General features: G+C 42.9%; 14 protein-coding genes. 10 read left to right on the top strand and 4 right to left on the bottom strand.

The genetic code is table 11. The features are described from left to right. Positions 1–5 precede the first annotated feature (5 nt). From AOQ70_RS16345 to AOQ70_RS16330, 4 genes are read left to right on the top strand one after another with little or no spacing between them, the layout of a single operon-like run. Entirely contained in the window at positions 6–914 is a 909-nt protein-coding gene (locus AOQ70_RS16345; protein WP_059377383.1) for a hydroxymethylglutaryl-CoA lyase, read from the top strand. Positions 915–926: 12 nt separating this feature from the next. Beyond that, on the top strand, positions 927–1,709 hold the full coding sequence (locus AOQ70_RS16340) for an enoyl-CoA hydratase (protein ID WP_059377382.1): 783 nt from the start codon (positions 927–929) through the stop codon (positions 1,707–1,709). An 18-nt stretch (positions 1,710–1,727) separates the two neighbouring features. Further along, positions 1,728–3,251, top strand: coding sequence for an acyl-CoA carboxylase subunit beta (locus AOQ70_RS16335; RefSeq protein ID WP_059377380.1), 1,524 nt, complete (start codon positions 1,728–1,730; stop codon positions 3,249–3,251). A 13-nt stretch (positions 3,252–3,264) separates the two neighbouring features. Next, on the top strand, positions 3,265–5,199 hold the full coding sequence (locus AOQ70_RS16330) for an AMP-binding protein (protein WP_059377377.1): 1,935 nt from the start codon (positions 3,265–3,267) through the stop codon (positions 5,197–5,199). Positions 5,200–5,227: 28 nt separating this feature from the next. Here AOQ70_RS16330 and cysI read toward each other — a convergent pair whose 3' ends face one another. Together cysI and AOQ70_RS16320 are read right to left on the bottom strand one after the other, a co-directional pair. Beyond that, positions 5,228–6,946 (bottom strand): assimilatory sulfite reductase (NADPH) hemoprotein subunit, encoded by a 1,719-nt coding sequence (cysI, locus tag AOQ70_RS16325; RefSeq protein WP_059377376.1) that lies wholly within the window; start codon positions 6,944–6,946, stop codon positions 5,228–5,230. 33 nt (positions 6,947–6,979) lie between these two features. Beyond that, positions 6,980–8,800 (bottom strand): assimilatory sulfite reductase (NADPH) flavoprotein subunit, encoded by a 1,821-nt coding sequence (locus AOQ70_RS16320; protein WP_059377374.1) that lies wholly within the window; start codon positions 8,798–8,800, stop codon positions 6,980–6,982. A gap of 261 nt (positions 8,801–9,061) precedes the next feature. On the opposite strand from AOQ70_RS16320, the gene AOQ70_RS16315 reads away from it, so the two are divergent. After that, entirely contained in the window at positions 9,062–9,460 is a 399-nt protein-coding gene (locus tag AOQ70_RS16315) for a DUF3221 domain-containing protein (protein ID WP_231730896.1), read from the top strand. Between the two features lie 69 nt (positions 9,461–9,529). On the opposite strand, the gene AOQ70_RS16310 is transcribed toward AOQ70_RS16315, so the two are convergent. After that, positions 9,530–10,957: an aldehyde dehydrogenase family protein gene (locus AOQ70_RS16310; RefSeq protein ID WP_059377368.1), complete on the bottom strand. Its 1,428-nt coding sequence runs from the start codon at positions 10,955–10,957 to the stop codon at positions 9,530–9,532. A gap of 212 nt (positions 10,958–11,169) precedes the next feature. Between AOQ70_RS16310 and AOQ70_RS16305 the strand changes: the two genes are divergently transcribed. Genes AOQ70_RS16305 through AOQ70_RS16295 form a run of 3 tightly spaced genes read left to right on the top strand, consistent with a single transcriptional unit; the run spans position 11,170 to position 12,796 of the window. Beyond that, positions 11,170–11,595, top strand: coding sequence for a DMT family transporter (locus AOQ70_RS16305; RefSeq protein ID WP_039183136.1), 426 nt, complete (start codon positions 11,170–11,172; stop codon positions 11,593–11,595). Positions 11,596–11,608: 13 nt separating this feature from the next. Then, positions 11,609–12,289 (top strand): Crp/Fnr family transcriptional regulator, encoded by a 681-nt coding sequence (locus AOQ70_RS16300; protein WP_059377367.1) that lies wholly within the window; start codon positions 11,609–11,611, stop codon positions 12,287–12,289. Between the two features lie 21 nt (positions 12,290–12,310). Further along, complete coding sequence (locus AOQ70_RS16295; RefSeq protein WP_039179091.1) at positions 12,311–12,796, top strand: DMT family transporter; 486 nt, start codon at positions 12,311–12,313, stop codon at positions 12,794–12,796. 7 nt (positions 12,797–12,803) lie between these two features. Here the strand turns inward: AOQ70_RS16295 and AOQ70_RS16290 are convergent, their stop codons facing one another. After that, positions 12,804–14,210 carry a phospholipase D-like domain-containing protein gene (locus tag AOQ70_RS16290; RefSeq protein ID WP_059377365.1) on the bottom strand — a complete coding sequence of 469 codons (1,407 nt, stop codon included), beginning with the start codon at positions 14,208–14,210 and terminating at the stop codon, positions 12,804–12,806. A 159-nt stretch (positions 14,211–14,369) separates the two neighbouring features. Between AOQ70_RS16290 and AOQ70_RS16285 the strand changes: the two genes are divergently transcribed. Together AOQ70_RS16285 and pfkB are read left to right on the top strand one after the other, a co-directional pair. Beyond that, positions 14,370–15,146, top strand: a complete 777-nt coding sequence (locus AOQ70_RS16285; RefSeq protein ID WP_059377363.1) for a MurR/RpiR family transcriptional regulator — start codon at positions 14,370–14,372, stop codon at positions 15,144–15,146. 130 nt (positions 15,147–15,276) lie between these two features. Further along, complete coding sequence (gene pfkB, locus AOQ70_RS16280; RefSeq protein ID WP_059377360.1) at positions 15,277–16,191, top strand: 1-phosphofructokinase; 915 nt, start codon at positions 15,277–15,279, stop codon at positions 16,189–16,191. Position 16,192 lies beyond the last annotated feature (1 nt).

Below are 16,192 nucleotides of genomic sequence, written 5' to 3'. Positions count from 1 at the left end.
GCCAGATGGCATTACCAAAGAGTGTGCTTATCAGGGAGGTCGGCCCGCGGGACGGACTGCAAAATGAATCAGTCTGGCTGGACACAAGCGAGAAGCGAACGTGGATAGATCTGCTCGCAGCAGCCCAGCTCCCTTATATTGAAGTCACATCATTTGTTCATCCTAAATGGGTTCCAGCCTTAAAAGATGCCAAAGAACTCACCCAATCCTTAAACAAAAAAGACGACATCACCTATGCAGCACTCATTCCCAATGAAAAAGGCTTAGCTCATTTTTTTGAAGCCAATCTTGACACAGGCGCTATGTTTATTTCTTCGAGTGAAACACATAACAAGAAAAATATGAATCAATCCATTCACGAAACACTTCCTGTCATCAAACAAATGACAGCTGATTTAAAAGCAGCAGGAAAAAGGACACGCGCGTATATTTCCACCGTGTTTGGCTGCCCGTATGAAAAACAAGTGCCAATGGATCAAGTCCTGCGATTAACGGATATTTTGCTTTCTTATGGCATTGATGAAATATCGCTCGGTGACACCATCGGTGAAGCCCATCCGCTACAAGTAGAAAGGCGCTTAGACATTTTACTTGAACGTTTTCCTGCTGATAAAATCGCTCTTCATTTTCATGATACGAAGGGGATGGCTCTTGCCAATATTTATACGGCATTAAAAGCCGGAATCACGATATTTGACTCCTCCAGCGGGGGGCTTGGCGGATGTCCCTATGCACCTGGCTCCAGCGGAAACGTGGCGACAGAAGATGTGGTGCATATGCTTCAAAAACTAGGAATTGAGACAAATATTCACCTTCCTGCATTAATTCAAGCGGCAGAATGGATTGAAGCAAAAGTAGATCGAACCCTGCCTAGTCACTGTTTACGCGCTTTTCACTCTCAGACTACTTCATAAAGGATGAATAACATGACATCATTGATCCATTTTTCAATACAAGATGAACAGATCGGCATCATGACCTTAAACAGGCCAGAACAAGCGAATTCCCTATCCTCTACAATGCTCGAGGAGATCAATCAACTCATTCAAGAAATCAAACACGATGAAAGCATCCGCTGTCTGCTCATTACAGGAGCAGGTTCAAAAGTCTTTTGCGCTGGAGCAGATTTAAAAGAACGACGATTGATGACAGAAGCAGAAGCAAAAGGAGCTGTTCTTTCAATTCAGCAAACCTTTATGGAGATTGAATCCATCCCTGTACCTGTCATTGCAGTGATGAACGGACACGCACTTGGTGGAGGACTTGAGCTCGCGCTCGCTTGTGATCTCCGCATTGCACGAGCCGGAGCCAGACTCGGCCTGCCCGAAACAGGACTAGCTATCATACCAGGAGCCGGAGGGACGCAGCGGCTTCCGCGCCTCATTGGACTCGGTAAAGCAAAAGAACTTATTTTCACAGGCGCATCATTACAAGCAGAAGAAGCCATTCAAATCGGGCTGATTGAGCATATTTCTGTAGCAGATTCCCTTATGAACGATGCCATCTCTCTTGCAAAACAAATCACCAAAAATGGTCCGCTTGCCTTAAAAGAAGCGAAGCAAGCAATTTATTCAAGCCTTGATCACGATTTGCATACAGGTTTAACGAAGGAATACGAAGCCTATCTACGGCTCATTGATACAGAAGATCGAACGGAAGGTCTTCAAGCCTTCCAAGAAAAACGCACGCCTCAATACAAAGGCAGGTAGTAAGAAAGGGGAATGGGTATGATCGAAGAATATGAACTCAAAAAACAGCAGATTCTCAAAGGCGGGGCCGAGCGATACCATCAAAAAAACAAAGAAAAAGGAAAATTGTTCGTCCGTGACCGCCTCCAGTTGTTATTGGATGAAAATTCTTTCATTGAGGATGCCATGTTTGCCGAGTGTCAAGATGCACATTTACCAGCAGATGGTGTTGTCACAGGGACGGGGCGGATGAATGGGCAGACGGTTTGCGTCATGGCAAATGATTCTACCGTCAAAGCAGGATCATGGGGCGTCAAAACGGTAGAAAAAATCATTAGAATCCAAGAAACAGCCGAAAAACTCAACTGTCCGATGCTGTATTTAGTCGACTCTGCGGGTGCTAGAATCACCGATCAAATCGCCATGTTTCCAGGCAGAAGAGGTGCAGGCCGCATTTTTTATAACCAGGTAAAGCTATCTGGACGTATTCCGCAAATTTGTTTACTATTTGGTCCTTCTGCAGCCGGAGGTGCTTACATTCCTGCTTTTTGTGACATCGTCGTCATGGTCGAAGGGAATGCCTCAATGTATTTAGGCTCACCGCGAATGGCCGAAATGGTGATTGGAGAGAAAGTATCACTTGAAGAAATGGGCGGGGCGAAAATGCATTGCAGCATTTCTGGATGCGGCGATATTTTAGCAAAAACAGAAGAAGAAGCCATTCAAATCGCTCGCACCTATTTAACTTACATGCCTGCCAATTATACAGAAAAACCAAAACGAACAGCCGAAAAAGCACCTAAATCATCAGAGATTACCATTCAAGAACTCATCCCTAAAGGGCAGAATACCCCTTTTGATATGTATCAGCTTATTGATTTACTCATTGATGAAGGATCATTTTTTGAAATCAAAAAGCTATTTGCTGCAGAGCTGATCACATGCTTTGGCCGTATGAATGGTCAGCCTGTCGGTCTTATTGCCAACCAGCCGAGGGTAAAAGGCGGCGTTTTATTCCATGACTCGGCTGACAAAGCCGCCAAGTTTATTCAGCTATGTGACGCCTTTCATATTCCGCTCCTTTTTCTTGCGGATATACCGGGGTTTATGATCGGAACAAAAGTGGAACAAGCAGGGATTATTAGGCATGGGGCGAAAATGATCTCCGCCATGTCAGAGGCAACCGTTCCGAAAATATCCGTCATTGTTCGTAAAGCATATGGTGCAGGTTTATATGCAATGGCAGGACCAGCCTTTGAACCGGACTGCTGTCTCGCACTTCCATCAGCACAAATTGCTGTCATGGGGCCAGAAGCCGCTGTAAATGCTGTCTATGCGAATAAAATTGCCGAACTGCCTGTAGAAGAGAGGGCGGCATTTATACAAGAGAAACGCAAGGAATACCAGGAAGATATGAATATATATGAGCTTGCCTCAGAAATGATTGTCGATGGTGTCATCCCATTTGACCATTTGCGAGATGAGCTTTGTCATAGATTACAAGCCTATACCTCAAAAGAGATGACATTTACAAGACGAAAACACCCGGTTTATCCGGTCTAAAGGGGGCGGCCTCATGATGAACCAAAAACCAGCGTGGATCCCCGAAGAGCAGATGATGAAACAAACACGTCTTTACAAATGGATGCATTCACTTGGTTTTTCTACTTACGATGCGTTCTATCAAGCTAGTATCGAGCATACCGATTGGTTTTGGAGAGAAGCTGAAAAGGCGGTCGGCACCGTGTGGAAGGAGCCGTATGAAGCCGCATTAGGCCAAGATTCATTCATGTGGCCCAATTGGTTTAAAGGCGGCCGGCTCAACGTGGTCGAAACGGCTGTTGACAAATGGGCAGAAGATGAAGAAACCCAGCATCAACCAGCCGTGATTTGGAGAAATGAAGCGGGAGAAGAAAGAAGATGGACGTTTCTCGAACTTCAGGAAAAGGTCAATCGTCTCGCTGCTGGTTTTTTGAAGAAGGGAATTCAAAAAGGGGATGTGGCGGTCATTTATATGCCGATGCTTCCGGAAACGGCTGCCGTCATGCTTGCCTTTGCAAAGATTGGTGTCATCTTTAGCCCAGTTTTTTCTGGCTATGGAAGCGAGCCTCTTGCCGTACGTATTCGTGCATCGGGGGCAAGCATTGTCGTCACAGGGTCGAGCGTGACGCGCCGGGGAAAAACGATCAACATGCGGGAATGTGCGGCAGAAGCAATCGACAAAACCAAGACCGTCAAAACAGTCATTGTACACGCTTCCTCTCCTACTGGATATAAAGAGGATATCAAGCTAAACGATTTGTTAAAAGAAGAACCACTAAGTGAAACGACTTATCTTTCAAATGAAGATCCTCTTATGATCTTATACACGTCTGGAACAACCGGTACACCAAAAGGGGCTGTTCATACCCACGCAGGCTTTCCTGTAAAAGCGGCTTTTGATGCTGGTCTTTGTATGGATGTTGCAAAAGGAGACCGCTTGTTTTGGCTCACAGACATGGGATGGATGATGGGGCCATTTCTCGTTTTTGGCGGCTTGATCAATGGAGCTGCAATTGTTTTATATGACGGCGCTCCCGATTATCCAGATGAACAGCACCTTTGGTCATTCATCCACGAGCAAAAAGTCACCCATTTTGGACTTTCACCTACTTTTGTACGTTCTGCAATGCAGCAAAACCTTGCAGACATTGAGCTACCGCATGTCAAAGCCATCATTTCTACAGGTGAACCGTGGAATGAAGCACCATGGCAATGGCTTTTTGACACAATTGGTCAAAAGCACATTCCGCTCTTAAATTACTCAGGGGGAACAGAGGTTTCTGGCGGTATTGTAGGAAGTACGCTGCTTCGTCCAATCAAACCGATCCTTTTTAATGCGGCAATCTTAGGAATGGCGGCAGATGTGTTTAATGAGGCAGGACAGAGCATGATGAATGAGGTAGGGGAGCTTGTTGTGAAAAAGCCATGGGTCGGTATGACATGTGGATTTTGGAAAGATCCGGAGCGATATGAAGACACATATTTCAAACGATTTGATGGGGTGTGGACACACGGTGATTGGGTGATGCAATCAGAGGATGGCGCATTCCATATCACGGGCAGATCGGATGATGTCATTAATACAGCAGGAAAACGCGTCGGTCCAGCTGAAATTGAATCCATTCTTGTCGGGCATCCAGCCGTACATGAGGCTGCTGTGATTGGAGTCAAGGATGAGGTGAAGGGAGAAGCACTTGTTTGTTTCATTGTGACAAGTTCACATTCTTTCGAAGAAGCAGCACTCATTCCAGAGCTTAAAACTCATGTTGGTTCATATGCGGGGAAAGCGCTCACTCCAAAGGAAATTCATCTCATTTCAGCTTTACCGAAAACAAGAAACGGAAAAATCGTCCGGCGTTTATTAAAAGGCGCGTATGAGCAGCAGCCTTCACCCGATCTATCTTCTTTAGACAATCCGAAGGTGTACAAAAGTATTTGCGAATACTTGAAAAGGAAACAAAGTATATAAAAAAAGACAGGAGAGATCCCTGTCTTTTTTATTGCACATGAAAATTCGTGCCATCTGTTGTTGCTTTTACAATCCCTGCCCGAATCACAAAATCACCGAAATGTTCATCCTCTTCACGTTCTTTTGCATAGCGGGGGAGAAGAGAGCCAAGCTCGTTTAAAATGTCTTCTTCTCCAACATTTTCTCGGTACAGTTTACTTAATCTACTGCCATCGAAAGCAGCGCCTAGATACATATTGTATTTGCCAGGTGATTTCCCGATAAAGCCAATTTCACCTAGTGCATGACGGGCGCATCCATTTGGACATCCAGTCATACGAATCGTGATTTCTTTATCACTTAAGCCGTTTTCTTCGACAATCTCTTCAATTTTGTCAATTAAGCGCGGGAGGTAGCGTTCTGCTTCTGCCATCGCTAAACCACATGTTGGAAGAGAAACACAGGCCATTGAACTGCGGCGCAGTGCCGAGTGCTGCTGGCCAGCTGATAAACCGAACTCCTGAATGAGCTGCTCGATTTGTTTCTTTTTATGCGTTGTGACATTTCCAATCATTAAATTTTGATTCGCTGTTAAGCGGAAGTCACCTGTATGAATCTTTGCGATTTCACGAATGCCTGTCATCAGCGGGTAGTCATCGTAATCCGTGATGCGGCCGCCTTCTACAAACATCGTATAATGCCATCTGCCATTGATGCCTTTTACCCAGCCATAGCGGTCACCGTTATGATCAAAGTGGTAATCTCTTGCGTCTAAAAGGGTAAACCCTAGGCGGCGTTCAAGCTCTTCTTTTACATTCTCAAGACCGAGACGGTCCACTGTATATTTAAAGCGGGCATTTTTTCTCACCGAACGGTTTCCGTAGTCACGCTGAATGGTGATCACTTGTTTGGCAATCTCTACAACTTGTTCCGGTGTACAAAAGCCAATCACTTTCGCAAGCTGAGGATAGGTCGCTGTATCACCATGCGTCATGCCCATTCCGCCGCCAATCGCGACATTAAAGCCGACTAATTGATCATTTTCAATGATCGCAATGAAGCCTAAATCCTGCGAAAAGACATCTATATCGTTAGCAGGAGGGACCGCCACACCAATCTTGAATTTTCTTGGCAGATAAAGCGGACCATACATCGGCTCAACCTCTGTATCAGGCGTAGCCGCTACTTTTTCCTCATCAAGCCAAATTTCATGATATGCTCTTGTTTGCGGAAGCAGGTCATCACTTAATTTTTTGGCGAGCTCGTATACGTCATGGTGTACTTCTGATTGATAGGGATTTGACGTACACATGACATTACGGTTAACATCGCCGCAAGCAGCGATTGTATCAAGCATAGTAGAGTGGATGTCTTGAATGGTCTTTTTCATGTTCCATTTTAAAATACCGTGAAGCTGAAAGGTTTCACGAGTTGTCAGCTTTAACGTACCGTTTCCATATTTATGAGCAAGCTCATCCATGACAAGCCACTGCTTGGATGTAGCAATTCCGCCAGGCAGGCGGACGCGCAGCATAAATTGATAGGCAGGCTCAAGCTTTTGTTTTTGCCGTTCATTTCTCAGGTCACGATCATCCTGTAAATAACTGCCATGATGCTTCATCAGGCGGTTATCATCATCAGGAATACCCGCTGAAATCGGATCAAGCATCACTTCTTTTAATGTACCCCGTAAATAATCACTTTTTTCTTTGATTTCCTCTACGTCGCTCGGAGGTCCATCCGGCGCTGTTAATGCTGTCTTCACCATGTAAGTAAAAGCTCCTTTCTCTCAAGCATTCAATCAATACACGTCACGCTGATAGCGTTTTTGCTGCTGCAAGTTGGCTAGATAGCTTTCTGCTTTCTCTTTGCTCATCGCACCTTCTTCTTGGATGATTGATAGAAGGGTATCATGAACATCATGCGCCATATGTTTTTCATCTCCGCAGACATATACATAGGCACCTTGCTCCAGCCATTCGAATAATTCTTTACTTTGTTTCTTCATTTGGTGCTGGACATATACTTTTTCCTCTGAATCTCTTGAAAAAGCCACATCCATTTTCGTTAACACACCATCTTTTAACCACTTTTGCCATTCGGTTTGATATAAGAAATCCGTCACAAAGTGCTGATCACCGAAGAACAACCATGACTTTCCATCTGCACCGACTTCCTCACGCTCCTGCATAAAGGAACGGAAAGGGGCGATACCTGTGCCTGGTCCCACCATAATGATCGGTGCATCATAGTTTTCAGGAAGCTTAAAGTTTTGATTGTGCTGGATATAAACAGGTAGCTTATCACCTGGCTCTAAGCGCTCCGCACATAAGATTGAGCAGACACCTTGACGTTCTCTTCCGTGAGCATCATATCTCACAGCACCGATCGTCAAATGAACTTCTTCTTCATTTGCTTTAAGGCTGCTTGCAATGGAATAAAGGCGTGCAGGAATTTTTCTTAAAATCGCAGCGAAGTCTGCCGCTGCTCCTTCAAAAGGACCGAAATCACGAGCAGCATCTACTAAATCTCTCCCTGCTATATACGCTTTTAATTTTTCTTCGCTTCCTTCTTCTAAAAGGGCCTGCAAGGCTTCGCTTTTTGTAAAGGACGCCATCTTTTGAAGAAGAGGTTTTGTTAATACGGTAATCTCAAAATGAGAGGTGAGTGCTTCTTTTAAAGGAAGCGTGCCGCCGTTTTTATGAACGGTGACGGTTTCCTCTGCATTCCATCCGCATGTTGTGATCAGTTCATCAACAAGCGCAGGATCATTTGTTGGATAAATACCAAGGCTGTCACCTGGCTCATAAACAAGTCCTGATCCTTCAAGAGAAAGCTCCAAATGACGGGTTTCTTTGTTAGAGCCGCGGCCATTTAGGTTGATATTTTCAAGCACTTCAGCATAAAAAGGATTTGTTCTTGAGTATTCAGATGCAGCGGTTTGAGTGTTTACTCCTGATGATTCCTGCTGGGTTGCTGCGGCTTCGCCTTCACTAAGTGAAGATGCCACCCCTTGAAGCCATTCAGAAAACGGCTCATCATAATCAAGGTCACAGTCCACTCGATCAAAAAGACGCGTTCCGCCAAGCTCTTTTAAACGCTCATCAAATTCTTTACCTGTTTGACAGAAGAATTCGTAAGAGCTGTCGCCAAGTGAAAGGACAGAAAAGCTTAAATGATCGAGCTTTGGTGCACGTCTGCCGTGAACATATTCATGGAAAGAAAGGGCATTATCAGGCGGATCTCCCTCACCATGTGTGCTCACAATGATCAGTAAATTGTTTATTTTTTTCAGACTATTTGGTTTAAAATCTGACATAGAAGAGAGCGTCACTTGAAAACCTTTCTCTTCAAGATGCTGCGCTGTCTTTTTTGCTAACCCTTCAGAATTGCCTGTTTGCGAGCCATAAAGCACGGTCACATCTTTGCTGACAGGCTGCGCTGGTGCTGCAGCAGAAGGAGAAGGGGGTTGGGCAGTATTTTCTAATCCGGTTAAAGCTGCCTGTGCTGATAAATAACCGGTAAGCCAAATTTTTTGCTGATCTGTTAAAGTCGGAAGCAGCTGATTAAGCAGTTCTGCCTGCTGCTGACTAAACGGACTGTTCAATACATGAAGTTGCAACGATATCCACCTCACAAGGAATATAAACATAGATTAATTCGATAGGAATTATATATATAGGTTCAATTTGAACTTTACCGAAAGTTTGCCATTAAGTAAAATATATAATATTGATTGTCATGATTAAGATTTCTAATACCTTTGCAAGGTGAAGAAACTTGAAGATAAATCGCTTATCTGTATAAAGCACCTTAAGAAAAATGGGGCCGTTTTGAATGAAGAAGCAATCGTAAGGAATTGAAAAGGGGTGTATGAAAATTGATGCAGCTAAAATTTAAAAACAGAAAATGTTTTCGGCTTGTCTTCTTGATTGTTCTCATTTTATTAGCAGCGTGCAATTCTCCAAAGGGCAATATAAAGGATTCATACAATAAGAATAAAACAACAACATCTTTTTCAAAAAAAGGCGTACTGCTAAGTAAAGGGGAAACAAATTTACTTCTTATAAATAATAGAACGCCTCTAAAAAGCGATGATTCATTGAATACACAACTTCTTATTGATAAGTATAAAGACGATCTCATCATAATCGACTTAACGAAAGTAGATTCTAAAAAGCTGTCACAGGGTCAAACGATTGAGGTTTGGTTTGATGAGTTACAAGAATCGTCTCCTCCTAAAGCAACTGTCAAAAAATATCACATCATAATGGATAAGTAGGGGAGCAGGGGCAGATTCTTTCTATCATGAAAAAGGAGAAAAACCCTAAGGTTTTTCTCCTTTCTCAAATTATGCTGTTGGAAGTCCCATCACAGCTTTCACTTCTAAATATTCCTCGATTCCGAAGTCGCCCCATTCTCTTCCGATACCAGATTGCTTAAAGCCGCCAAACGGGGCAAAGTAATCTGTTTCGGCATTGTTAATGGTAATTTGACCAGCACGAATATGTTCAGCTACATATTTTAATGTTTTTTCATCTTTTCCAACCACATACCCAGCAAGACCGTACACTGTATCATTGGCAATCTCAAGGGCATGATCAAGGTCTTGATATGTGATCACACTCATGACGGGTCCGAATATTTCCTCTTGTGCAATGGTCATATCATTTTTCACATTTGTGAAAATAGTATGCTTGGCGAAATACCCTTTGTCTAGTCCGTCCGGCTTCCCAGTTCCCCCAGCAAGCAGGTTAGCACCTTCTTCAATTCCTTTTTCAATATAAGACTGCACGGTATCCCATTGCTTTTTGGAGACAAGCGGGCCAGTGGCGTGATCTTCTCGCGGATCACCAACTGTAAACTTCGGCAGGGCATTCAGCAGCGCTTTTTCAAATGCGTCTTTCATTGATTCAGGAATCAGCACACGTGTAGCTGCGGAACATACTTGACCTGTATTCATCGCGATATGATGAACGGCTGTTTCGGCTGCCTCATCCACATCTGCATCATCTAAGACGATAAGAGGGGATTTCCCGCCGAGCTCAAGAGCCACTTTCTTAATATTGTCTGCAGCGTTCTCCATTATTTTAGAGCCGACAGCACCTGATCCAGTAAATGAAACAAAGTCAATATCAGGATGTGAGCTAATGCCGTCACCAATGACGTCACCAGTTCCGTTTACTAGGTTGAAGACTCCTTTTGGTACGCCTGCTTCATCAATGATGTCTGCAAGAATCATTGCGGCAAAAGGTGTAATTTCCGCAGGCTTTAAGACAACTGGTGAACCTGCTGCAATGGCACCTGCGATTTTAAGTGATGTTTGATTCGTTGGGAAATTCCAAGGTGTAATCAATCCGCTGACACCAATCGCTTCTTTTATAATGGTATGCCCGCCGCGGTCCTCAGTAAATGTATAAGATTTAAGTGCTTCCGCTGCTTTAGAAAAATGTTCATGTCCCATTTTGTAATGAACCTCTTCTGATACTTTCAGCGGTGCACCGAGCTCTTGTGTCATGACTTCTATCAGTTCATCCTTACGTTTTTCGTAGCCGCGCACAATGTTTTCAAGCATCTTCACGCGTTCATTTCGAGATGTTTTTGAGAAAGAAGGGAAGGCGGCACGAGCAGCTTTGACTGCCTTATCTAAATCTTCTTTTGTACCTAAACTAATGGTGCCAATGACTTCCTCTGTAGCAGGATTGATGACTTTCGTCGTTTCGTTTCCTGTTGATGCGATCCATTCTCCGTTAATAAAATGTTTCTCTTGATTTCTCATTCTGACATGTCTCCTTTTTATATGTGATTCCATTCAATGTTCTGTTTTCAGGTGATATAAAACTGTACCCACTGTGAAAAATCTAAAACGATGAAACTGTAAAAGAAAAAGTTTCTGATATAATACGCAAAGTGGGACATATGTCCTTTTCAACATCAGGGCATCTATCATTTAATGGAATTAGACTGAAAAAAGAAGGAGCATTTGAACGAATGAAAGGTGTTATTTTCGCTTTATTAGGAGGCGCTTGTATTACACTGCAAGGCGTAGCAAACGCAAGAATCAGCCAAGATATCGGGACATGGCAGGCGGCAACCATCACGCAGCTGACCGGTTTTGTTATCGCACTTATCATTTTACTGATCGTACGTGACGGACACGTTCGAGAATATCGAAAGGTGCAGCCGCTTTATTTAGTAGGCGGCGCATTTGCAGCCATTATTATTTTTAATGAAGTCACTGCGATTCAAATGATCGGTGTCACACTGACCATCGCTGCTTTACTCATTGCACAGCTGGCATTTACCTTTGCAATCGATGCAAAAGGATGGTTTGGTGTACAGAAGAAGAAAATGAAATGGCCGCATTATGCAGGAATTCTATTGATGATCGCGGGTGTAATCATTTTAAAGCTATAAAGGAGGGCGTCAGATGGAAGAGATTCATGATGAATGTCTATTTTCTTCTTATCTCAAGGCACATCAATTAGAAAACGTCTTTCATCAGAAACTCATATCACATGTCAGCTTATGGCGCTATGAGCAAGGTGAGCTGATTTGTTCAAAGGGAGATCAGAGGGAGCACTTGTACTTGTTAGTAAAAGGGAAATTAAAGATTTTCACCACCACAAAGGAAGGGAAGACCTTTATTCTTTGTTTTAAACATCCTCTTGAAGCCATTGGAGATATTGAATACGTTCAGCAGACAGATATGGTCAATACAGTGGAGGCTGTCACAGAAGTACATATGCTAAGGATTTCTCATCAAGCACTCATGCGATATGCAAAGGATGACCCCCGCATATTAACCTTTTTATTAAAAGGGATTACAAACAAATTTTATACGAAATCAAACGATTTGAGCTTCCACCTTTTATATCCTGTAGAGGTCAGGCTCGCAAGCTACTTATTGTCTGTATTAACAGGTGATAACAGCGCGAGCGCACTTCGTCTTACCGATGCGGCGAGCTTAATTGGTACAAGCTATCGTCATATTAACCGGGTGATTCAGCAATTCTGTGAAAAAAGGCTGATAGAGAGGCAAAGAGGCGAGATTACGATTCTTGACCGGAAAGGGCTCTTAGAAATAGCCGAGCACAACATTTATGAATAGAAGAAATGAAGGGATTCAGACATGATCATAGGAATAGGATTAGCCATCGCGGCTGGCGCACTCGTCAGCTTACAAACCATTTTTAACAGTAAGGTCAATGAGCAGACAGGCTCTTGGTCAACAACCACTCTCGTTCTAGGTATGGGCTTTATTGCTTCACTTTTGATGGGTCTTTTGCTAGAAGGAACCGGCATGTTTCAATTAAGACATATGGAAGCGTGGTACTGGATTAGCGGAGCCATTGGAGTAGGGGTGGTCATCTGCCTCGTTCAAGCAATCAAACGTCTTGGTCCGACTTATGGAATCTCAATTGTCCTGATTTCACAGCTTGGCTGCGCGCTTTTGTTCGATTCGCTTGGCTGGCTTGGGTTAGAGAAAGTGGAATTTTCGCCCGCAAAACTATTAGGTGTCATTGTGATTGTTGCAGGGATCTTGGTGTTTAAATTGACCAAATTGGAACCAGCAGAAGAAGAGCAATCAGAAGAAAAAGGGCTGCCACAAGAGTAGCTGCCCTTTAGATCAACCGCCGCCATAAAACGGTTATCGCGGATAAACCATTTAAAAGGAGCCTTTTCATCAAAGGCTTTTTTTTCTGCCCATAGGCGTCCGCTTTATAGGCTGCTTTGTCCTTCGCGACGAGAATACTATAGGCGATTTTACGTTCGATTGCCTGAGTAAGTGATAGCGCAAACGGGGCACTATCAATGACCAAAATTGACTCTGTATTTAAAAAACTAGACCTCGCATCTAAATTATATGTCCCAATAATACTTAAATAATCATCAATGACCATCGATTTCGCATGAATGGAATACGGACCTTCATATTCGTACAAATGAACGCCTGTTTTCATCAGTTCCTTTTTCGTGCTTAAATAGCCTGCAAAAGCTAAAGGATTTGGCGTGGCTGTCAGAGAATTCGTGACAACTGTTGTTTGAATCTCGCTAGCTAATGGAGTGAGGCCTTCCTTCATGGGTCGTGTCGGGATAATATAAGGTGTCTGTATGAGCACAGATCGCTTTGCCCGGTGAGCAAGATCGTTTAATTTTTTCAGTACAAGAGGACGCTTATTGAAGCGCTCCACTGGATTTGTAAAGAATGCAATCTGTTTTACTGAGGTGGTATCTGCTGCCCAATTAAAGGACGACATCACAAAAGGTTCTTTCGTACGCACTGCCTCCTGATAGGACCTAAGCAGTTTCTTTCTTAGTTTTAAGCCATTTTTTGCTTTTTGCTTGGAGAACACGGCTTTTGTTTTTTTCGTAAAGTTATGATTCCATAAATAAACGAAATATTGCTCCATTTCATCTAATACTTTTCCTTTTTTGTCGTTATAAAGCAGCACATCGCGGTCGAATGCAAAGTCTTTCGGCGGCTGATCTGCAAAGTATTTATCACCGATATTTCTTCCGCCCATGACAGCTACTCGGCCATCTGCCAGCAGCAGCTTATCATGAAGGCGGTTATGCCACGTCCATGGCTTAAATAACCGAAAGGGCTCATAAAAACGAATGGCCATGTTCGGGTGATTTGCCACGGCATACCTTAAATGCTTCAGCGGTCCACGCAAACTATGGCAGATGCCGTCTAAAAGCAGCTGAACTTTCACCCCTCGATCAGCTGCTTCAATCAAAGCACCTAGTACCCATTCGGCTGTTTTTCCCTTTTGAATGGAGTAATAACTAAGACGGATCATCCTCTTTGCCTCACGAATCATTTGAATTCTGGCCTGGCCAGACTCAAATCCATCGTCAAGAAGCATCACTTGATTTGTGCCCTGATCGTCTCCTGAGATGGAAGAGGCTTTATAGATACAATGTTCTTTGCATGTTTTTTGAATCGGTAAATAAAACAAAACAAATGCGGTCAAAAAGACATAAACGACATAGAGAAGGATCAGATAAAACAAAAGATGAAGCATACGGATCAGCTCCTTTCACATAGACACAACTTTTCCTTAGTTTATGTCAAAAATAAAATTTCACTCATTTTCGCCTTGCACCTAAATACATGACAAAAGAATCATCTTGTTTTTATTGGGCATTTAATTATAGTATGAAATGAGTAAGGGGGAATCGAATTGAACGAATCATTATTTAACATCCCAAGCGATGTATATCAAACGTTAAGTGAAACAGAGCGTTATTTACTCAATTATATTCACCAGCATTTAGAGGATATCTCCACCTTATCCATTGTCACTTTAAGCGAAAGAGCCAATGTATCGACAGCCACAATTGTCAGACTGATGAAAAAAATTGGTTATAATGGCTATACATCCTTTAAATATCGATTGAAACAAGAAAAGAAAATGACAGATGCAAGCGACCAGCTCAAGAATATTGATGAAGACATCAAACTAGCGATTCGGAAAAATGAAGAAGAGGTTTTAAAGACGATACAGCTGCAAAGTATTGGACAAATTGAAGATGCCGTTCAAAAAATACATAATGCAGACAAAATTTATATTTTCGGCAGAGGCTTCTCAGAGATGATCGCCAAAGAGATGACCATCAAGTTACAGCTCATCGGGAAAACATGTGAAGTACACGACGATCCGAATATCATTCGGCTGAAATCGCGAGACATTGAAAAAAGTGAGCTTGCCATCTTTGTTTCATTAAATGGCGAAACGTCTGAGCTCGTTGAAGCGTGTCAAAATCTCAGCATGAAGCAAGTGACAACTATTACAGTCACGACAAGAATAGATTCTACATTAAGCAAAATATCAGATATGACACTAGTCGGATATAAAGGGGAACAATCTTTCTTCCCAGATTATGAAGTCAGATCCCGCCTGTCTCTCCATGTCATTGCCCGCATTTTACTCGATGCCTATGTGATCCGAATGAAATAACCAATAAGAAAGCCTTCGAGACTTTGATCTGGAAGGCTTTTTCTCATGAAAACCTTTACACATTCTGAAAACATTTTCACTGAATCGTATGAGATACTTTCTTTAGAGAAAAGAAAGAAGGTGAAACCAATTGATTTATACCTGCACCTTAAATCCTGCTATTGACCTATATATTGCATTAAAAGAAATGCGGGCAAATGCAGTCAACCGTACGGAAGATGAAGATTATCAGCCGAATGGAAAAGGCGTGAACGTGTCGATTATGCTAAAGAAATATGGCTTCACCAGCACTGCATTAGGGTTTATCGCTGGGTTTTCAGGCTCTTATATTGAACAATCCTTAAAGGATCTCTCTATTCAGACCGATTTTATCTCGGTTGAGGGAATTACACGCATTAATGTTTTTATTAATACGACAGAAGAATACAAGCTCGTGAACCAGGGCCCTGCGATTGAAGAAAAAGCGCTTCACGCCTTTCGTGAGAAAATTGCAGCTATCCCGCAGGGGGGCATCCTCATCATGTCAGGCAGTTTGCCAAAGGGCGTTCCTGCCAGCATTTTTTCAGAAGTAGCAGCTATTTGCCATCAACAAAGCGTCAAGTTCATTTTAGACACAAGCTCTGCAGCGGTTCTTGAGACGCTTCAATACAAGCCGTACTTATTAAAACCGAATGAAGAAGAAATGGCTGCTTTTTTCGGCAAAACACATCCTCTGTCAGAAAAAGAACTCATTCAATCAGGAGAAAAGCTTATTGAGATGGGTGCAGAGCAAGTGCTTATTTCCCGCGGGGGAGAAGGGGCTTTGTTCATTACGAAAAACGCCGTCTTAAAAGGAAACGCACCGACAGGCATTGTAGTAAACACAGCTTGTTCAGGAGATGCGATGCTTGCAGCTTTTCTTAGTAAACAGCTTGAAGGACATTCACCTGAAGAATGCTTACGCTACGGCATTGCAACAGGAGCCTCTACCGCATTTTCGAAAGGCTTAAGTGATTTACATGACATTGATTCATTGATTGAGCAAGTACACATACAGAAAATATAAG

Origin of the sequence: Bacillus sp. AM 13(2015), assembly GCF_001518755.1 — a bacterium.
GTDB classification, from domain to species: Bacteria; Bacillota; Bacilli; order Bacillales; family Bacillaceae; genus Bacillus; species Bacillus safensis.
Note: the sequence above shows the minus strand (reverse complement) of the source record. Positions and strands in the feature narration are given on the sequence as shown.